At 59.4% G+C, this 19,763-nt stretch carries 19 protein-coding genes and 3 tRNA genes; all 22 read left to right on the top strand.

Annotated features, from left to right (window positions below; genetic code table 11):
- Positions 1–2 precede the first annotated feature (2 nt).
- Positions 3–866, top strand: coding sequence for a prephenate dehydrogenase/arogenate dehydrogenase family protein (locus FO488_RS11360; protein ID WP_149210663.1), 864 nt, complete (start codon positions 3–5; stop codon positions 864–866).
- A 34-nt stretch (positions 867–900) separates the two neighbouring features.
- Positions 901–2,190 (top strand): 3-phosphoshikimate 1-carboxyvinyltransferase, encoded by a 1,290-nt coding sequence (gene aroA / locus FO488_RS11355; RefSeq protein ID WP_149210662.1) that lies wholly within the window; start codon positions 901–903, stop codon positions 2,188–2,190.
- A complete protein-coding gene (gene cmk, locus FO488_RS11350) occupies positions 2,190–2,897 on the top strand; it encodes a (d)CMP kinase (protein ID WP_149210661.1) in 708 nt (235 codons plus the stop codon). Before aroA ends, cmk begins: the two co-directional genes overlap by 1 nt.
- Positions 2,894–3,736, top strand: a complete 843-nt coding sequence (ispH, locus tag FO488_RS11345) for a 4-hydroxy-3-methylbut-2-enyl diphosphate reductase (RefSeq protein ID WP_149210660.1) — start codon at positions 2,894–2,896, stop codon at positions 3,734–3,736. Before cmk ends, ispH begins: the two co-directional genes overlap by 4 nt.
- 99 nt (positions 3,737–3,835) lie before the next feature.
- Positions 3,836–5,569 carry a 30S ribosomal protein S1 gene (locus FO488_RS11340; RefSeq protein ID WP_149210659.1) on the top strand — a complete coding sequence of 578 codons (1,734 nt, stop codon included), beginning with the start codon at positions 3,836–3,838 and terminating at the stop codon, positions 5,567–5,569.
- A gap of 33 nt (positions 5,570–5,602) precedes the next feature.
- Positions 5,603–5,881: an integration host factor subunit beta gene (locus tag FO488_RS11335; protein WP_149210658.1), complete on the top strand. Its 279-nt coding sequence runs from the start codon at positions 5,603–5,605 to the stop codon at positions 5,879–5,881.
- 35 nt (positions 5,882–5,916) lie between these two features.
- Positions 5,917–6,003 (top strand) — tRNA-Leu (locus FO488_RS11330).
- 173 nt (positions 6,004–6,176) lie between these two features.
- The gene (cimA, locus tag FO488_RS11325) at positions 6,177–7,751 is read left to right on the top strand and encodes a citramalate synthase (RefSeq protein ID WP_149210657.1); all 1,575 of its coding nucleotides are present in this window, start codon (positions 6,177–6,179) and stop codon (positions 7,749–7,751) included.
- Positions 7,752–7,829: 78 nt separating this feature from the next.
- Entirely contained in the window at positions 7,830–8,375 is a 546-nt protein-coding gene (locus tag FO488_RS11320; protein WP_149210656.1) for a helix-hairpin-helix domain-containing protein, read from the top strand.
- 411 nt (positions 8,376–8,786) lie between these two features.
- Positions 8,787–9,503, top strand: coding sequence for a ribonuclease PH (rph, locus tag FO488_RS11310; RefSeq protein ID WP_149212167.1), 717 nt, complete (start codon positions 8,787–8,789; stop codon positions 9,501–9,503).
- Entirely contained in the window at positions 9,500–10,099 is a 600-nt protein-coding gene (locus FO488_RS11305; RefSeq protein ID WP_149210654.1) for an XTP/dITP diphosphatase, read from the top strand. The genes rph and FO488_RS11305 overlap by 4 nt, the downstream gene beginning before the upstream one ends.
- On the top strand, positions 10,099–11,571 hold the full coding sequence (rlmD, locus tag FO488_RS11300; protein WP_240731873.1) for a 23S rRNA (uracil(1939)-C(5))-methyltransferase RlmD: 1,473 nt from the start codon (positions 10,099–10,101) through the stop codon (positions 11,569–11,571). The genes FO488_RS11305 and rlmD overlap by 1 nt, the downstream gene beginning before the upstream one ends.
- A 49-nt stretch (positions 11,572–11,620) precedes the next feature.
- Positions 11,621–11,695 (top strand) — tRNA-Val (locus FO488_RS11295).
- 105 nt (positions 11,696–11,800) lie between these two features.
- On the top strand, positions 11,801–13,711 hold the full coding sequence (gene thrS / locus FO488_RS11290; protein ID WP_149210652.1) for a threonine--tRNA ligase: 1,911 nt from the start codon (positions 11,801–11,803) through the stop codon (positions 13,709–13,711).
- A 16-nt stretch (positions 13,712–13,727) separates the two neighbouring features.
- Positions 13,728–14,246, top strand: a complete 519-nt coding sequence (infC, locus tag FO488_RS11285) for a translation initiation factor IF-3 (RefSeq protein ID WP_149212166.1) — start codon at positions 13,728–13,730, stop codon at positions 14,244–14,246.
- Positions 14,247–14,293: 47 nt separating this feature from the next.
- Entirely contained in the window at positions 14,294–14,491 is a 198-nt protein-coding gene (gene rpmI / locus FO488_RS11280) for a 50S ribosomal protein L35 (protein WP_149210651.1), read from the top strand.
- Positions 14,492–14,620: 129 nt separating this feature from the next.
- The gene (gene rplT, locus FO488_RS11275) at positions 14,621–14,974 is read left to right on the top strand and encodes a 50S ribosomal protein L20 (protein WP_149210650.1); all 354 of its coding nucleotides are present in this window, start codon (positions 14,621–14,623) and stop codon (positions 14,972–14,974) included.
- A gap of 214 nt (positions 14,975–15,188) precedes the next feature.
- Positions 15,189–16,205 carry a phenylalanine--tRNA ligase subunit alpha gene (gene pheS / locus FO488_RS11270; RefSeq protein WP_149210649.1) on the top strand — a complete coding sequence of 339 codons (1,017 nt, stop codon included), beginning with the start codon at positions 15,189–15,191 and terminating at the stop codon, positions 16,203–16,205.
- A gap of 171 nt (positions 16,206–16,376) precedes the next feature.
- Positions 16,377–18,782 carry a phenylalanine--tRNA ligase subunit beta gene (pheT, locus tag FO488_RS11265; RefSeq protein WP_149210648.1) on the top strand — a complete coding sequence of 802 codons (2,406 nt, stop codon included), beginning with the start codon at positions 16,377–16,379 and terminating at the stop codon, positions 18,780–18,782.
- A gap of 84 nt (positions 18,783–18,866) precedes the next feature.
- Positions 18,867–19,160, top strand: coding sequence for an integration host factor subunit alpha (locus tag FO488_RS11260; protein WP_149210647.1), 294 nt, complete (start codon positions 18,867–18,869; stop codon positions 19,158–19,160).
- Between the two features lie 12 nt (positions 19,161–19,172).
- Positions 19,173–19,526, top strand: coding sequence for a MerR family transcriptional regulator (locus tag FO488_RS11255; protein ID WP_149210646.1), 354 nt, complete (start codon positions 19,173–19,175; stop codon positions 19,524–19,526).
- Positions 19,527–19,531: 5 nt separating this feature from the next.
- A tRNA-Pro gene (locus FO488_RS11250) sits at positions 19,532–19,608 on the top strand.
- Positions 19,609–19,763 lie beyond the last annotated feature (155 nt).

Here is a 19,763-nt window from a genome sequence, read left to right as displayed (position 1 = left end):
GTATGTCCATGATCATTGAGCGTCTGGCCGTGATCGGCGTCGGCCTGATCGGCGGTTCTTTTGCCCGGGCCCTGCGTGAGGCCGGCACGGTCGGCGCCATCGTCGGCATCGACACCGACCGCAGCAATCTGGAGCAGGCCCTCTCCCTGGGGATCGTGGATGAGATCGCCCCCGACGCCGCTCAGGGTGTGCGGGATGCCCAGGTGGTGTTCGTCTCGGTCCCGGTCTGTGCCATTCCGGCGGTGGTACGGGAGATCGCCCCCTTTCTCCCCGCCGGCTGCATCGTCAGCGACGGCGGCAGTGTCAAGACCGCGGTCGTGCAGGAGTGCGAGGCGCTCATGCCGCCCGGATGCGCCTTTGTCGGCGGGCATCCCATTGCCGGCACCGAACATTCGGGCGCCGGGGCAGCCTTTGCATCCCTCTTCAACGGCAAGCGTTGCATCCTGACGCCGACCCGGGACACCGATGCCGGGGCATGTGATACGATGGCGCGGCTCTGGCGGTCTGCCGGGGCCAATGTCTGCTCCATGGAGCCGGGGCACCACGACCGGATCTTCGCCGAAATATCCCACCTGCCACATGTCGTGGCGTACGCCTTGGTGCATGCCGTGGGAACGGCCGATGTGGAAGGGGAGAACGTACTCTCCTACACCGCCGGCGGTTTCAGGGATTTTACCCGCATCGCCTCTTCCGATCCGGTCATGTGGCGCGATATCGCCCTGATGAACAGGACGGCTCTTCTGGCGAGCATCGATGGCTTCTCGGCGAGCCTGGCCGAACTGCGCCAGCGCATCGACCGCAGCGATCCTGCGGGGTTGGCCGAGTTTTTTACCATTGCCAAGCAATTCCGCGATGGTATCCTCTGAACGAGAAAGATCAGCATAACAACGGAGTCTTTGCGTGAAATCCATCACTGTGCAACCTGCATCGTCCGTCAAGGGCGAGATCATTGTTCCCGGGGACAAGTCCATCTCCCACCGGTCCATCATGCTGGGGGCCATTGCCAATGGCGTCACCACCGTCAGGGGATTTCTGCGCGGTGAAGACAACATGGCGACCATGAGCGCCTTTCGCGCCATGGGGGTGCGGATCGAGGACGACGGCGAAACCGTGACCATATACGGCCAGGGGCTGCATGGCCTCAAGGAGCCCACGGACATCGTCGATTGCGGTAATTCCGGCACCAGCATCCGCCTTCTGACCGGCCTTCTGGCCGGCCAGTCCTTCTTCTCGGTGGTAACCGGCGATCAGTATCTGCGCAAACGCCCCATGAAACGGGTGGTCGAGCCGCTTGTCCGCATGGGTGCCCGCATCATGGGCCGCGACAAGGGAACCCTGGCGCCGCTTGCCATCACCGGGGGCGCCCTGAACGCCATTGGTTACGAATCGCCGGTTTCCAGCGCCCAGGTGAAGTCTGCCATCATGCTGGCCGGCCTGTACGCAGACGGGGAGACCTCGGTCCGCGAACCGACCCTTTCCCGTGATCATTCAGAGCGCATGTTCCGGTTGTTCGGGGCCTCTCTGGAGGTCTTCAAAAACGGCGTCACGGTTCGCGGGGGAACCGAACTCACCGGCCAGGAAATCGGGGTGCCGGGCGACATCTCCTCGGCGGCCTTCTTCATGGTCGCGGCCCTGATCACGCCCGGATCGGAACTGCTCATCAGCAACGTGGGCATCAATCCTACCCGTACGGGAATCATCGACATTCTCAGGTCCATGGGCGGTTCCCTCGAACTGCTTCACGAACGCGAAGTCTCCGGCGAGCCGGTGGCCGATATCCTGGTCCGCTCGTCGCGGCTGAAGGGAATCCAGATCTCCGGCGACGTGGTGCCGCGGGCCATCGACGAATTCCCGGTCATTTGCGTGGCCGCGGCCTGCGCGGAAGGGCGGACCACGGTGCGGGACGCCAAGGAGTTGCGGGTCAAGGAAACCGACCGGATCGCGGCCATGGCGGCAAACCTGCGTACGCTCGGGGTTGCGGTCGAGGAGTGCGACGACGGTATGGACATCGTCGGCACGGAGCGTCTGGGCGGCGGCGCCGTGGAGAGCTGCGGGGACCACCGTATCGCCATGTCCCTGGCGGTTGCGTCCCTGGTGGCGCAGGGCGAGGTATCCATCCGCGACGTGGAGTGCGTGGCAACCTCCTTTCCCTCCTTTTTCCCGTTGCTGGATCAGGTTGCCGGCAGGTGATGGCCGTGAGCGCACGTCCCAACGGCCTGATCATTGCCATCGATGGCCCTTCCGGAGCCGGCAAGAGCACCATCGCCCGTTTGCTGGCCAAGAGGCTCGGCTATCTCCAGATCGATACCGGCGCCATGTACCGGGCCGTGGCATTCCTGGTGGGGCAGGCGGGGATCGACCCGGGCGATGCCGCTGCCGTGGAGCGGCTCTGCAGCAGCGCGGATATTCGCCTCGACAGCGCCAACTGCTCCCAGAGGGTGTTTGCCAATGGGCAGGATGTGACGGAGTTGATCCGGACGCCGGAGATGTCCCTCATGACCTCGCGCATCTCGGCCCTCAGGCCGGTGCGCGAATCCATGATGCTGCTTCAGCGCCGGCTGGGGCGGGACGGCGGGGTGGTGCTGGAGGGCCGGGACATCGGTACGGCCGTCTTTCCCGATGCCGATCTCAAGTTTTTTCTCTTCGCCTCTCCCGAGGAACGGGGGAAGCGCCGTTTCGCCGAGCTGATCGGCAACGGGGAGCAGGTTACCCTGGAAGAGACCATCGAAGCGGTCTCCCGGCGGGATCACCAGGATTCCCAGCGCGATCTTGCCCCGCTCCGCCAGGCCGAGGACGCCATTCCCGTCGATTCGTCCCACAGCAGTGTCGACGAGGTGCTGAACAGGATGGAAGACATCGCCAGGAAAAAAATCCAACAGGCTGGGACGATACCATGAAAGTCATTCTCGCAAAACGCGCAGGATTCTGCTTCGGCGTCAAGCGGGCCACCCAGATGGCCTTCGAGGCGGCGGGCATCGACAAAAAGACCTATACCCTCGGGCCGATCATCCATTCGCCCCAGGTGGTCAACAAGCTGGAGGAGATGGGGGTCAAGGTGCTCAAGAACCTTGATACCATGGATTGCGGCACCATCATCATCCGTTCCCACGGGGTGGCTTCCCACGAGATCGAAGAGGCCGTGCAAAAGCAGTTGGAGATCGTCGATGCGACCTGCCCCTTCGTCAAGAAGGCCCAGGAGCATGTCAAGCGGCTTTCGGAGACCGGTTACGGCGTGGTTGTGGTGGGGGATGCCGACCATCCCGAGGTCCAGGGGATTGTCTCCTACGGCGGCGACAAGGTGTTCGTCGTCGGTTCCGGCGAAGAGGTCGCCAAGCTCCCCAAGATGAACAAGATCGGGGTTGTCGCCCAGACGACCCAGTCGTTCGAAAACCTCAAGAACGTCGTGTCGGAATGCCTCCTGCGGGGCGGCGAGATCCGCGTGTTCAACACGATCTGCGACGCCACGGCGGTGCGCCAGGAGGAAGCCAAGGAACTGGCGTGCCAGGTTGACTGCATGCTGGTGGTGGGGGGGTTCAACAGCGCCAACACGCGCCGCCTGGCCGAGGTCTGTGTCGAAATCCAGCCGCGCACCCACCATATAGAGACCGCCGCCGAAATCGACCCCGACTGGTTCAGCGGGGTGGAACGGGTTGGGGTCACGGCCGGGGCCTCGACCCCCAAATGGATCATCGATGAAGTGGTGAGCAGGATTGAGGAGCTCAATAAAAGCAATTGAATTTTTTCAAACTCGTTGCTATATTATTATGCTTACAAATAGATCATATACAAAACAGGAAATCAGAAAGATAGAAAAACGTCCAGGGGGTAAGTTGTAATGGTTGATTTCAAACGGCTCGACACTTCAGACACCGGTGAGCAAGACGACGACGCTGAACAGCAAAGCAGTGAATTTGCCGCGCTCTACAACGAGAGTCTCAAAGAAAGGCCCGAGCGGGATAAAATTATAGAAGGTACGGTAGTCCGTATTGATCAGGACACCGTCTTGGTGGATATCGGCCTCAAGTCGGAAGGCTTTGTGTCGGCAAACGAGTTCCGTGATGCCAATGGCGAGATTACGGTCCAGGTCGGTGAGCGCATTCGTGTTCTCATGACGCGCGAAGACGGGAAAAAAGGGTATATCCTCTCGAAAAGAAAGGCCGACTACCTGGCCGCCTGGGAAAAGATCGGCGGTTCCGGGCAGGAGGGCGGCATTATCGAAGGGACCATTACGGCGCGGGTCAACGGCGGTTATACGGTGGATATCGGCGTTCCCGCCTTCCTTCCCACGTCGCAGGTGGATATCAGACCGTCGTCCGACGCCGACAGCTACATCGGCCTGAAGGCGAAGTTCAAGATCATCAAGCTGAACCAGAAACGCGACAACATCGTTCTCTCCCGCCGCGCCATCCTTGAAGAGGAACGCGCTTCCATGCGCGACGTGACCCTTGAAAAGCTGGAAGAAGGGCAGATCGTGGAAGGCGTCGTCAAGAATGTCACCGATTACGGGGCGTTTGTGGATCTGGGGGGCGTTGATGGCCTGCTGCACGTTTCCGACCTCTCCTGGGGGCGGGTGGGCAAACCGTCGGATATCCTCAAGCCGGGGCAGCAGGTTACCGCCAAGGTGCTCAAATTCGATCGGGCCAAGGGGAAAATCTCCCTCGGCATCAAGCAGACCCTTTCCGACCCCTGGCTGGAAGTCCCTTCCCGCTATCCCCTGGAGAGCCGTATCAGGGGCCGCGTCGTCAGCCTGATGGAATACGGCGCCTTTGTGGAACTGGAGCCGGGCGTCGAAGGGCTGATCCATGTATCCGAGATGTCCTGGACCAAGCGGGTCCGCCGTGCCGCCGATGTGCTCACGGTCGGTGACGAGGTCGAGGCGGTCGTGCTGGGTATCGACATGGACAACCGCAAGATCTCCCTGGGGCTGAAGCAGGTATCGGAAAACCCCTGGAAGACCATTGCCGAAAAGTACCCCGTCGGCACCAAGATCGAAGGCCAGATCAAAAACATGACCGATTTCGGCATGTTCATCGGCATAGAGGACGGCATCGACGGCCTGGTGCACGTTTCCGACATCTCGTGGACCAAGCGGGTGAAGCATCCCGGCGATGTCTACGAAAAGGCGCAACTCGTCCAGGCCGTGGTCCTCAAGGTGGATGTGGACAACGAACGGCTCTCCCTCGGCATCAAGCAGCTTGAGCCGGACCCCTGGAGCCTTGCTCCCGATAAGTACCGGGCCGGCGCCAAGGTGACCGGCAAAGTGACCTCCCTGACCGATTTCGGCGTCTTTGTCGAGCTCGAAGAGGGGATCGAGGGCCTGATCCACGTGTCCGAACTTTCCCGGGAGAAAGTGCCGTCGGCCAAGGAATTCGCCGCTATCGGCGACAACCTCGAGGCGGTGGTGTTGAGCTGCGACTCCCGCGAACGCCGCATCTCGCTCTCCATCAAGGCGATGCAGGCCGCGGCCGAGAAGGCCGAGTTCGCCCAGTACCTGGGTTCCCAGGGGGAAGCGACCTCCAACCTCGGCGAGCTTTTGCAGCAGGAACTCAACAACAAAAACAACCAATAATACCCGTGTTACTACGAAGCAGGAGATGATGCGATGACCAAAAGTGAACTGATCGAGAAAGTCGTCCAGACGCATGGAATGTTGAATATGAAGGTGTCTGAAGCCCTGGTGAACACGGTTTTCGACTCCATCGAGGATGCTCTGAAGACCGGCGATAAGGTGGAGATTCGCGGGTTTGGCAGCTTTACGATACGTGAACGCTCGGGGCGCGAGGCCCGCAATCCCAAGAGCGGGGAAGTTGTCCGCATTCCGGCGAAAAAAACCCCGTTTTTCAAAACCGGCAAGGAACTGAAGGAACGGGTGAACTGCTGAACAGGCAGTGCCGTTCCCCCCAATGGTTGACCGCCGCCCGGATGGCGGAACTGGTAGACGCAAGAGACTTAAAATCTCTCGACTCTCGGGTCGTGCCGGTTCGATCCCGGCTCCGGGCACCAGCATGAAACGACAAAAGGGCTTTGCAGGTTTTAACCTGTAAGCCCTTTTGTGCATTCCGGGGGTGGATGACCGTCTGGGCCACGGGCATGTTGAAAATAGTTCAGAAAAAGTATACAAACATGGAACTCTGTTTCCTATGAATCTTAAAATGCCGATGCTTGGGGAGGTAGCGATGAGCCTTGTAAAATTGTACGACACAACCCTGCGGGATGGTACCCAGGCAGAAGATATCTCGTTACTGGTTGAGGACAAGGTCCGCATAGCCCGTAAACTGGACGAGCTTGGGATCCAGTATATCGAGGGGGGATGGCCGGGGAGCAATCCCAAGGATGTGGCTTTTTTCAAAGACATCAAGAAGGAAAAGCTGCGCCAGGCCAAGATTGCCGCCTTCGGTTCCACCCGCCGGGCCAAGGTGACGCCGGAGAAGGACAACAACATCGTCACCCTGATCAAGGCGGAGGCCGATGCCATCACGATCTTCGGCAAGACATGGGACTTCCATGTCCGCGAGGCGCTGCGCATCTCCCTGGAGGAAAACCTGGAGCTGATTTTCGACTCCCTGGAGTATCTGAAAAAGCACGCGCCGGAAGTCTTTTACGATGCGGAGCATTTCTTCGACGGTTACAAGGCCAATCCCGACTATGCCATCAAGACCCTCAAGGCGGCGGAAGAGGCCAACGCCGATTGCATCATCCTGTGCGACACCAATGGCGGGACCATGCCGTTCGAGGTGGCCGAGATCATCAGGGCGGTGAAAAAACAGATCAAGACGCCCCTCGGCATCCACGCCCATAACGACTCCGAATGCGCCGTGGCCAACTCCCTGCACGCCGTGGACCTGGGGATCGTGCAGGTGCAGGGGACCTTCAACGGTTTTGGCGAGCGCTGCGGCAATGCCAACCTCTGCTCCATCATCCCCGCCCTCAAGGTCAAGATGGGCAAGGAGTGCATCAGCGACGAACAGATGCGCCACCTCAGGGACGTATCCCGCTTCGTCTATGAACTGGTCAACATCTCCCCCGACAAGCACCAGGCCTATGTGGGCAACTCCGCCTTTGCCCACAAGGGAGGGGTGCATGTCAGCGCCATCCAGCGCCATCCGGAGACGTACGAACACATGCGCCCCGAACTGGTCGGCAATTGCACCCGCGTCCTCGTTTCAGACCTCTCCGGCCGTTCGAACATCCTGGCCAAGGCGGAAGAGTTCAACATCAACCTGGACAGCAAGGACCCGGTCACCCTGGAAATCCTGGACAATATCAAGGAGATGGAAAACCGCGGATACCAGTTCGAAGGCGCCGAAGCATCCTTCGAGCTGTTGATGAAGAAGGCCCTGGGTACCCATCGCAAGTTTTTCACCGTTCTCGGGTTCCGGGTCATCGACGAAAAGCGGGGCGAGGACCAGAAGCCCCTGGCCGAGGCGACCATCATGGTCAGGGTCGGCGGCAAGGTCGAACATACCGCCGCCGTGGGGAGCGGGCCGGTCAACGCCCTGGACAACGCCATCCGCAAGGCGTTGGAGAAATTCTACCCCAGACTCAAAGAGGTCAAGCTCCAGGACTACAAGGTCCGCGTTCTGCCGGCAGGGCAGGGAACGGCTTCATCGACCCGCGTCCTGATCGAGTCGGGCGACAAGCATACGCGCTGGGGAACCGTCGGCGTCTCCGATAATATCATCGATGCCTCGTACCAGGCGCTGATCGACAGCATTGATTTCAAGCTGCACAAGTCGGAGGAACAGGAATAGCCGTCCGGCGGGCAGTACCATGACAACGGGCAAAGCCGTAGATGCCATCGGCTCACGGCTCCGCCCGGGAGGCGGGACATGGTTCGTTACGAGCGCATAATCCTTCTTCTCATTGCAGCGGTCGTTTTGATCCCTGTTGGCATTAAAACCCGCCAAAGCGCGCAACACGCCGCTCTGGCGGGTTTTTCCGTCGAGGGATTCGTGCGCGTGTCGGGGGATGTGGCCCATCCCGGGATATATCCACTTTCCGCCAATATGATGACGATAAGCGTCATAAAAATGGCGAACCCGCTGCGACCCTTTACAGTACTTGCCCCGGCAGGGGTTGCTGAACGGCGTCTCCGAAATGGCGACCGCATCGGTTTCGTGATCGGCCAGGACGGGCGGGGGGAGGTGCTCGTTACCTCCCTTGGCACTTCCGAAAGAATGCTCATGGGCATACCCTTGGATATCGATGCCATGGGGGCGGCTGATTTTGACCGGCTCCCGGGCATCGGTCCGGTGATCGCAGAGCGCATTGTCAAACATCGTCAAAAAAATGGCGGTTCGATGGCCCTGGAGGAACTGCGCAACGTGGAGGGAATAGGGGAAAAGAGGTATGAAGTCATAAAAAAATATTTCTAACTTGCCGAATATAAAGCTAATATCTTTAGCCGACGCTTTTTGTCGCATTACACGGCGGGACTTGGCACGCATGATGTAAACACTCATAGGTACTGATTTTGCTGAAATTTCGCTATGAGGAGGAGTGCTATGCAATGTCCACGCTGCAAAGGCCGTATGTTTGCCGAGAAATTCTACGATTTTGTCCGCTCGTTCGACGCATGGAAATGCACATGCTGTGGCGAAATGCTCGACTCCACCATTCTTGCCAACCGGACGCGCTGCAACGACACACACCTCGGCTGATAGAACGCTGTACATGAGGTTTGAACAAGCAAGGGGACCTGTTTCAGGTTCCCTTTTTGTTTGACACGCGGGCGGCGAAAGGATATTGAACACCTTCCAGATTTTTACCGGAAGGAGTAGGGCATGATAAGGAATGACGGCCGGGGATGCAGCGATCTGCGTCCCATCACCATTACGCGAGGCTTCACCAAGCATGCCGAGGGGTCCGTGCTGATCGCGTTCGGCGACACGCGGGTCATCTGCACGGCATCGGTTGAGGAATCCGTTCCGTCGTTTTTGAAGGGCAAGGGGACCGGCTGGGTAACGGCCGAGTACGCAATGCTGCCCCGGGCCACCCACACCCGGTCGCCGCGCGAAGCGGCGAAAGGGAAGCAGACCGGCCGGACGCTTGAGATTCAGCGCCTGATCGGGCGCTCGTTGCGCGCCGTTACCGACCTGGCCCGGTTGGGCGAACGGTCCATTTACATCGACTGCGACGTGATTCAGGCCGACGGCGGCACGAGGACCGCCGCCATCACCGGCGCCTACGTGGCCCTGGCGGATGCCCTGGCCGGACTCCGCGACAAGGGGGCGTTGGCCGATATTCCGCTCAAGGAGGCCGTAGCCGCGGTCAGTGTGGGCATTATCGGCGGCGAACCGATGCTGGACCTGAATTACCAGGAAGATTCCGGCGCCGAGGTGGACATGAATTTCGTCATGACTTCCAGCGGCCGCTTTGTGGAGGTTCAGGGGACGGCCGAGGCCGAACCGTTCACCATCGAGCAGATGGATGCCATGCGCGGCCAGGCCATGGCCGGCATCCGGCAGCTCTTTGCCTTTCAGCAGGAGGCGCTGCGGGGATGAAGGAACTCGTCGTTGCCACACGTAACCGGGGAAAGTTGCTGGAGATTCAGGCCCTGCTCACCGGTCTGGTCGCTTCGGTTCGCTGCGCCGTTGATTTTGCGGATTTTCCGGATACGGTGGAGGACGGGGCGACCTTTGCGGAAAATGCCCTCAAAAAGGCCCGTGAAGCCGCCAGCTTCAGCGGGCTGCCGGCCCTGGCGGATGATTCCGGGTTGGTGGTGGATGCGCTTGAGGGCCGCCCCGGCGTCTATTCGGCCCGTTTTGCCGGCGAGGGTGCGGGTGATGCCGCCAACAATGCCAAACTGCTCACCGAATTGGCGGGAGTGCCCGCCGAATCGAGAAGAGCGGCCTTTGTCTGCACCTTGGCTTTCGTAACGCCCGACGGCGATGCGCATACCTTCACCGGCAGGGTGGAGGGGCGCATTCTCGAGAGCGCGCGCGGCGAAGGCGGCTTTGGCTATGATCCGCTGTTTCTGGTCGATGGCTATGACCGGACCATGGCGGAGTTCGGCGTCGACGAGAAAAACCGTATCAGTCACCGGGGGCAGGCCTTCAGTCTGTTTCGGGGGTATCTCCAGGAGGGGTGCGACAAATAGTGAAAGACGAACGTGAATTAAAGCGCGGGGGAAAACGCCCCGCACGGCCACCCGTTTCCCCCCGCGGCACTGCGGCCGCATCCGGGAGCCCCCGCTTTACCCCCCACATCAAGCGTAATGCGGTGATGGAGTTTACCATGACCGCCCTGGATGAGGATGGTTACGGGACGGTGCGCACCGACGACGGGATGACGCTCCGGGTCGGCGGGGCTCTGCCGAATGATGTCGTCCTGGCCAGGATCGACCATGTCTCCCATGGCACCGCCTATGGCCATATGCTCAAGCTGCTGCACCCCTCGCCGCTACGCAGCAAGCGCCCCCCCTGTACGGAAAGCGCCGACTGTCTCGGCTGCCCTCTGATCGCCATGAAGTACCGTGAACAGACCGCCTGGAAGCGGGGCATGATCCTGGCGGAACTGGCCAAGCATAGTGATTTGGCAGGTATTACCGTTCACCCGCTGCTCTCCCCCGAGAACCTGATCCACTATCGTACCACGGCAAAACTGACCATCGCCGGCAAGTGGTCCGATCCGTTCATCGGCATCTACCGCCGCGCCAGCCACGATGTCTACGACCTGGACCAGTGTCCGCTCCATCATCCGCTCATCAACCGGGTCGTGGAGGCGGTACGGCAGGGGATCGTCAAGCTGAAGGTGCCGGTCTACAACCCCTACAGCAAGATGGGGTTGCTGCGCTATCTGGTGGTGCGGGTTTCCGTCCATGAGCGCAAGGCCATGGTAGTTTTTGTGACCGCCCGGCGTTCCTACAACGAAATCCATCATTTGGGGCGTTTTGTCCAGGGGCTGATCCCCGAAGTCGAGGTCATGGCCCAGAATGTGAACGCCTCCGAGGGGAACGTCATCTTGGGGCAGAAGGATTTGTTCCTGACGCCGCAGCACCATCTGACGGAGCGGATCGGCGATGTTGCGTTCCAGGTCTCTCCACGGTCGTTTCTCCAGGTCAACAATTCCGGGGCGCGCCTGATCTACGAACAGGTGAAGCGCTGGGCCGGGCTGAGGGGCGGAGAGAATGTGCTCGACCTCTACTGCGGCATCGGCGGGATAGCCTTGTTCCTGGCCGATCAGGCGGCCCAGGTGATCGGCATCGAGGTCGTGGAGGAGGCGGTGGCGGACGCCGGCCGGAATGCGAAGCTCAATGCCCGGAAAAACTGCCGCTTCGAAGCCGGCGATGCGGCGGAACTGCTCGAAGAGCTGGCGGAGGAGGGGCAGCGGATCGATGTCGCGGTGCTCAACCCGCCGCGCAAGGGGTGTGCGGAAGATGTGCTGGATTCGGTCGCCAGCCTGGCGCCGGCCAGGATTATTTATGTGTCCTGCTATCCCCAGAGCCTGGCACGCGACCTGGTTGCGCTGAAAAAACGCGGCTATTGCTGCCGGGAAATCCAGCCGGTAGACATGTTTCCCCAGACGGTTCATGTGGAAAACGTGGCCCTGCTTGAAAAAAATGATAAATAGGCTTGACAAGATTGCGGTATGTTGCTATTACTTTCCAGCTTTCTTGTATAGGCGCGTAGCTCAGGGGGAGAGCGCTACCTTGACACGGTAGAGGTCGGCGGTTCGAGACCGCCCGCGCCTACCAATTTGAAGAAGCAGTGCTTAAGCAAAGCTGCAAGCGTGGGCATCGATGTTTCGATGCCTTTTCTGTTTGGTTGTCTTAAGGTCGGCAAGTACACAGGAGATTGGTATGGCAAGTATCAATATCACCCTTCCCGACGGTTCCGTAAGGGAACTCCCCGCAGGCGCGAATGTTTTCGATCTGGCGGCATCCATCGGGGCCGGCCTTGCGAAAGCTGCCCTGGCCGGCAAGATCAACGGCGAACTGGTTGACCTCTCCGCGCCGTTAAGCGATGGGGCCCAGGTGGCGATCATCACCGAGAAAAGCCCCGAAGCCCTGGAAATTATCCGGCATTCCGCCTCCCACCTGATGGCCCAGGCGGTTAAGGAACTTTTCCCCCAGGCCAAGGTAACCATCGGTCCGGCCATCGAGACCGGTTTCTACTACGACTTCGACGTGGAGCGCCCCTTTACCCCCGAAGACCTGGAGCGTATCGAGGCCAAGATGGCCGAGTTCGCCGCAGCCGACCTGAAGCTCGAACGCCGGGTGCTGGCCAGCGGCGACGCCATTCGGATGTTCGAGGAGATGGGCGAGCCCTACAAGACCGAACTGATCAACGACCTTGGCGTCGAAACGGTGTCGGTCTACAGCCAGGGCGGCTTTGCCGATCTCTGCCGCGGTCCCCACGTGCCCAGCACCTCCCGCATCAAGGCATTCAAGCTCCTCTCCATTGCCGGGGCCTATTGGCGCGGCGATGAAAAGAACCGCATGTTGCAGCGCATCTACGGTACGGCCTTCGTGGACAAGAAGGAGCTCGAGGCGTACCTGAACCGCCTGGAGGAGGCCAAACGCCGCGACCACCGCAAGCTGGGGCGCGAACTTGACCTTTTTTCCTTTTCCGACGAAGTCGGCGCCGGCTTTGCCATCTGGCACCCCAAAGGGGCCATGCTCCGCACGGTTCTGGAAGACTTCGAGCGCAAGGAGCACTTAAAGCGCGGCTACGACATCGTGGTGGGCCCCCAGATCCTCAAGACCGAATTGTGGCAGCGCTCCGGGCACTACGAGAACTACCGCGAGAACATGTACTTTACCGAGGTGGACGAGCAGGGGTTCGGCATCAAGCCGATGAACTGCCTTGCCCATATGATGATCTACAAGTCCCAGCTCCGCAGCTACCGCGATCTGCCGCTGCGTTTCTTCGAGCTGGGCACGGTGCACCGCCACGAGCGGGCCGGCGTATTGCACGGCCTGCTGCGGGTGCGTTGCTTCACCCAGGATGATGCCCACATCCTCTGCACGCCCGAACAGCTGGATGCCGAGATCAAGGGTGTCCTCTCCTTTGTCAGCGATGTCATGGCGATCTTCGGCTTCGATTACGAGATGGAGTTGTCCACGCGCCCGGAAAAGTCCATCGGTGACGATGCCGCCTGGGATCTGGCCACCAACGCACTGCTGTCGGCACTCAAGGATACCGGTCGCCCGTACGAGATCAACGAAGGTGACGGCGCCTTCTACGGCCCCAAGATAGACATCAAGTTGCGTGATTGTCTTGACAGGCGGTGGCAGTGTGCTACTATTCAGTGCGATTTTACCCTTCCGGAGCGTTTTGATCTCCATTATATCGGGCCGGACGGGGAGAAAAAACGGCCTGTCATGGTCCACCGGGTGATTCTCGGTTCTATCGAGCGCTTCATCGGCGTTCTCATAGAACACTTTGCCGGCAGCTTCCCGCTTTGGCTTTCGCCGGTCCAGGCCATTGTGCTGACCGTTACCGACAACCAGATTCCGTTCGCCCAGGAGGTTGAGGCGCATTTACGGGGAGCGGGTGTCAGGGTGCAGTCGGATTTCCGTAATGAAAAGCTGAGTTTCAAGATTCGCGAGGCCCAGTTGCAGAAGGTTCCCTATATGTTGGTGATCGGTGACAAAGAGGTGGAGCAGGGCACCGTGACGCCGCGGTATCGCGACGGCAAGAACCTGCATCCCATGACGCCCGCCGATTTCGTCGATTTCATTGCCTTGGAATGCCGGAACTTCAAGTAATTCAGGAGGTGCAGTCATAGCAAAACCGACCGTGAACATCAACAATGCCATCCGCGCCGCAGAGATTCGTGTCATCGGCGCCGATGGCGAGGCGCTGGGCGTCATTCCTACTTCCAGGGCGCTTGAACTCGCCGAACAGCAGCAGCTCGACCTGGTGGAAGTCTCTCCGACAGCGGTTCCGCCTGTCTGCCGGATCATGGACTACGGAAAGTTCAAGTACCAGCAGAGCAAGAAGCTGCAGGAAGCCAAGAAGAAACAGGTTCATGTCGAGGTCAAAGAGATCAAGCTGCGGCCTAAAACCGATGAACATGACCTCATGTTCAAGATCAAGCACGTCAGGCGCTTCCTCGAAGAGGGGAACAAGGCAAAGGTGACGCTGGTATTTAGGGGGAGGGAAATTACCCACATGGATATCGGTCGCGCCGTAATCGAGCGCTTTGCCTCCGAACTGCAGGACGTTGCCGTGATCGAATCCCAGCCGCGTGTCGATGGCCGCAATATGTATATGATTGTTGCACCGAAACTGAAAAAATAGCTGATTTACACTTACGGTTTATCATTTATAGCCAAGGAGAAGAACCCATGCCGAAGATCAAAACGAACCGTGGCGCCGCCAAGCGCTTCAAGAAAACGGGAACCGGGCGCATCAAGCGCAGCCAGGCGTTCACCAGCCATATCCTGACTCCCAAGACCCGCAAGAACAAGCGGAACCTGCGTCAGCGGGCCATGGTTGCCGATGTGGACCAGAAAAACATCGCCAAGCTGATCCCCTACAAATAGGGCCAATTCATAACCGGCTTTCACTGCTGCACCTCGCGGTGCATGCTGCTGAAACGGCATAATGCCAAGAACCATGAGGACCTGTCTCCCCTTATGGATCGGGCGAAATTCATCATGAAGGAGTAGAACATGCCACGCGCAAAAAGAGGATTCAAAGCGAGACGCAGACGCAACAAGGTCTTGAAACTTGCCAAGGGCTACCGGGGCGCACGGAGCAAATTGTTCCGCAGTGCAACCGAGGCGGTGGACCGCGCCCTTAATTACGCTTTCCGCGACCGCCGTGTCAAAAAGCGTGATTTCCGCAGTCTGTGGATCACCCGCATCAACGCGGCTTCCCGCATCAACGGGCTGTCGTACAGCAAATTCATCTTCGGCCTCAAGAAAGCCAACGTGCAGATCGACCGCAAGGTCCTGGCCGACATTGCCGTGTCCGATCCGACCGGGTTCAGCCAGATCGCTGCCCTTGCCAAGGCTGGCATCTAAGCAGACCGGTTTTGATTTCAAAACTGAGGGAATGGGATGAAACGATCCCATTCCTTTTTTTGTAAGGTTCACGAATCGGCAGGATACCTTTACTGTCCTGTTCAGCCCGTTGTTTGCCGAAACGGCAAACAACCACAGGTTTTCCGGTCCTATCCGGGACTCGTGCTGGGCAGCCGGGTGGTTCTGCCGGTTTGATTGACTACGGGGTCACTACATGCGGGAACAACTAGAAAAATTGAGAGACGAGGCCATAAAGGCCATTGCCGCCGTTTCCGGCGAGGACGCCCTCCAGGAAATACGGGTCAGGTTCCTCGGCCGCAAGGGGGAACTGACCGCCCTCATGAAAGGGCTCGGGGCACTCAGCTCCGAGGAACGGCCGATTGTCGGACAGTTGGTCAATGCCGTCAAGGAGAAGGTCGAGGCCTGCCTTGACGCCGCCCTGGAAATGACGCGCGAAGCGGCCAGGGGAAAGCGGCTGCAATCCGAGCGGATCGACGTCACGCTGCCCGGCCGGCGCCCGGCTGGCGGCACCAAACATCCCATCTCCCTGGTGGTCGAAGAGGTCTGCGACATCTTCGCCGGCCTGGGATTCTCCGTTGCCGAGGGGCCCGAGATCGAGCACGACTGGTACAACTTCGAGGCGCTCAATTTCCCCCCTGAGCACCCTGCCAGGGACATGCAGGATACCTTCTTCGTCGAAAACAACCTGCTGCTGCGCACCCACACGTCACCGGTCCAGATCCGGACGATGCTGAAGCAAAAGCCGCCGGTGCGGATCATCGCCCCGGGCACGGTCTACCGCTGCGATTCCGATGCCACCCATTCCCCCATGTTTCACCAGATCGAGGGTTTGATGGTGGACAAGGGCATTACCTTTGGCGACCTGAAGGGGGTACTGACCATCTTTACCAACCAGCTGTTCGGGCAGAAAACCGGTGTTCGCCTGCGTCCCAGTTTTTTCCCGTTTACCGAGCCCTCGGCCGAGGTGGATATCGCTTGCGTCATCTGCGGCGGCAAAGGGTGCCGTGTCTGTAAAAACAGCGGCTGGCTCGAAATCCTGGGGGCCGGCATGGTCGATCCCGAGGTGTACCGCCACGTCAATTACGACGCCGAAGAGGTATCGGGTTTTGCCTTCGGCATGGGTATCGAACGCATTGCCATGTTGAAGTACGGCATCGGCGATATGCGACTACTCTTCGAAAACGACGTCCGGTTTCTGCGGCAATTCTAGCAGGTTGTTGAAAAACAGCCATCAGGCCTTCGTCCTCGAACGCCCTTTTGTGCGGCGTAGCGCCGCTACGCCTCCGCAGGGCTTGTCTAGCAGGTGCGACGATCTGACTATTTTTGAACAACCTGGGTTTTTCAACAGGCTGCTAAATTTTTGGAACTCAGGTGTCCTGATATGAATGTTACCTACAACTGGCTCAAGGAATTCGTCGATTTTGATCTAACCCCCGACCAATTGGCCGATCTGCTTACCATGCTCGGCCTGGAAGTGGAGGGAATGGAGAAGCTTGGCGAGGGGATGGACGATGTGGTGGTGGCCGTGGTCGAGGAAAAACGGCAGCATCCCAACGCCGACAAACTTTCCCTGTGCCGGGTGAACAACGGCACCGAGGTGCTGGACGTGGTCTGCGGCGCCCAAAACTTCAAACAGGGCGACACGGTTGCCCTGGCCCAGATCGGCGCGACCCTCCCGGGTGATTTCAAGATCAAGCGCTCCAAGATCCGCGGCGAAGAATCCTGTGGCATGCTCTGCTCGGAAAAGGAACTGGGGCTGGCTGCGGAAAGCGCCGGCATCATGGTGCTGCCCGCCGGATTGAAGCTCGGCACCCCGGTCTTTGCCGCCCTGGGGCTGAAGGATACCCTGTTTGAGATCGGCCTGACCCCCAACCGCGCCGACTGCCTCAGCGCCGTGGGCATTGCCCGCGAAATTGCCGCCAAGCTGGGCACAAAGATCCATTGCCCTGAAATCGCCGTCAAAGAGTCCGATGAGCCGGTCAACAGGCACATCGGCGTCACGGTCGAAGACGCCGAGTACTGCCCCCGCTATGCCGCGCGCTACCTGAGCGGCTGCCGCATAGCCCCCTCTCCGGAGTGGCTGGTGAAACGGCTCAACGCCATTGGCGTGCGCTCCATCAACAACGTGGTGGACGTCACCAACCTGGTGATGATGGAATTGGGGCAGCCGCTGCACGCCTTTGATTGCGACCGCCTGGCCGGGCAGCGGATCGTGGTGCGCCGCGCCGCGGAAGGGGAGCGGTTCACGACCCTGGACAGCCAGCAGCGGACCCTTACCGCGGACGACCTGGTCATCTGCGACGCCGAGCGGCCGGTCGCCCTGGCCGGCGTCATGGGGGGCGAAAACTCCGAGATTGCCGATACCACCACGAACATCCTGCTCGAGAGCGCCTGGTTTCTGCCGTCGGCCATCCGCAGAACCAGCAAGCGGCTCGGCCTGCATACCGAATCCTCCCACCGTTTCGAACGCGGGGTTGACATCGGCGGTGTGATCCATGCCCTCGACCGGGCTGCGTCATTGATCGTGGAGCTTGCCGGCGGCCGCCTGGCCAAGGGGAGTCTCGACATCTACCCCGGCAGGCGTGAACCGGCGGCGATCACCTTCCGCCCGCAGCGGGCCAACGCCATGATCGGGATCGATCTGCCGCGCGAGGAGATCGTCGCCATCCTCGAGCGGCTCGAATGCGCCGTTACGGAACTCCCCGAGGGGGCGTTGGCGGTCGTGCCGCCCAGCTACCGGATCGACATCGAGCGCGAGATCGATCTGGTGGAGGAGGTCGCCCGCCTCAACGGCTTCGACCGCATCCCCGCCACCCTGCCCATGGCCCGGGTGGTCTCGGACCGCCCGACGCGGCACCAGCAGCTTGAAAAGAGCGTCAGGGACATTCTGGTCAATCACGGCATGAACGAGATCATCAACTTCAGCTTTACGGCCCCGGGTGCCGCCGACAAGCTGCTCCTTGCCGGAGACGATCCGCGGCGCAGCTCGATTCGCCTGGCCAACCCGCTGGTGGATGAACAATCGGTCATGCGTACCACCCTCCTGCCCGGCGTTCTCGAAACGGTTGCCCGCAACATCAGCTTCCGCACGCTCGATCTGAAACTCTTCGAGATGCGCCGGGTCTATCTGCCCGTTGCGGGAGAACAGATGCCCCACGAGCCGCTGTACGTGGTCGGGGCCCTGACCGGTTCCCGTGACGGGATGGGGTGGAGTCGCGCCAATGAGGCGGTTGATTTCTTCGATGCCAAAGGCATCCTGGAAAACCTGTTCGGCCAGGTGGGCGTCGGCGGCGTGAAATGGGTGGCCGATGCGCCGGAGCCGTTTTATCATCCCGGCAAATCGTGCAGCATCGTCGTCGGCCGGGAGAGGATCGGTTCGGTCGGCGAACTGCATCCGACGGTCCAGGACAATTTCGGCCTGGATAAACCGGTTTACTGCTTTGAGCTCGATTTCGAAAAAGTGTTGACCCTGGCGCGGCAGAAACGGACCATCGCGGCCCCCTCCCGCTTTCCTGACAGTACGCGGGATATCGCCATGCTGGCCCCTGTGGAGTTGCCGGTGGAAAAGGTCATCGAGTGCATCCACAGCGTCAAGGCCAAGGAAGTTGAGCAGGTTGACATTTTCGACCTGTACCAGGGCAAGGGTATCCCGGAAGGATTCAAGAGCATTGCCGTTCGCATCCGGTACCGTTCGTACGAGCGTACGCTGACCGATGACGAGATCGGAAAACTGCATAGAAAGATTGTAGATAGCCTTTTGAATAAGGTAAAAGTATCAATAAGATAAAAACCTGTTGCGTAATGCCGTCCCCTGTGTTATAAAAATTGCCCTTTGTAAAGACGTCGTAGAACTTAGCTGATTGAGGTTGTTATGACCAAAGCTGACATCGTAGAAAAAATTCACCAGAAAATCGGGTTCTCGAAAAAGGAGTCCGCTGAAATGGTCGAAACCGTTTTCAGCATCCTGAAGAGTACCTTGGAGGAAGGTGAAAAGATCAAGATAGCAGGGTTTGGCAATTTTGTTGTGAAGCGGAAGGCCGACCGGAGAGGACGCAATCCGCAAACCGGTGAAACCATTACCATCGATGCCAGGCGTATCCTTACCTTCAAGCCGAGTCAGGTTCTAAAAAACGCGATCAATTCCGTCGCGAAAGAGGCCAAATAAGCATATACTGCTATGGGCGCCACCTTTCCCGACAAGCTGTACTACAAGATCGGTGAAGTTGCCCAGATGGCAGGCGTCAGGACCTCGGTGCTTCGCTTCTGGGAAACCGAGTTCGAATTCCTGAAGCCCGAGAAAAGCACCACCGGTCAACGACTGTATTCCAAACGGGAAGTTGACATTATTCTTCAGGTTCGTCGCTTGTTGTACGACGAAAAGTTTACCATCGAAGGTGTAAAGAGACGCATAACACCAAAGGGCAGAATCATCGCTGGTGATGGACAGCCCCCGGCAGCCCCCACGGAGAAGTATCTCCTGCTGTTGCGGGATATCAGAGATGAACTTTTGCTCTTGCGGAATCAGATGTAGCATAGCGGTGCGTAGCGCAGCTTGGTAGCGCACTAGACTGGGGGTCTAGTGGTCGCTGGTTCGAATCCAGTCGCACCGACCATTTTAAGCGGGTTTACAGAGTTTTCTGTAGACCCGCTTTCTTTTTGTCTCGTGCTGCCCCTTGCTGGTTCCAGTTCCCCCTCCCTCTCGTGTTGTTCAGTGCGGTTAGTCTCTGGTAAAGTGCTGGTCCGCATCCCCTCATGACAATTTCATATC

It is taken from the genome of Geobacter sp. FeAm09, assembly GCF_008330225.1.
GTDB lineage: Bacteria > Desulfobacterota > Desulfuromonadia > Geobacterales > Pseudopelobacteraceae > Oryzomonas.
The sequence above is the reverse complement of the archived record's forward strand: the minus strand, read 5'-3'. Positions and strand labels throughout refer to the sequence as shown.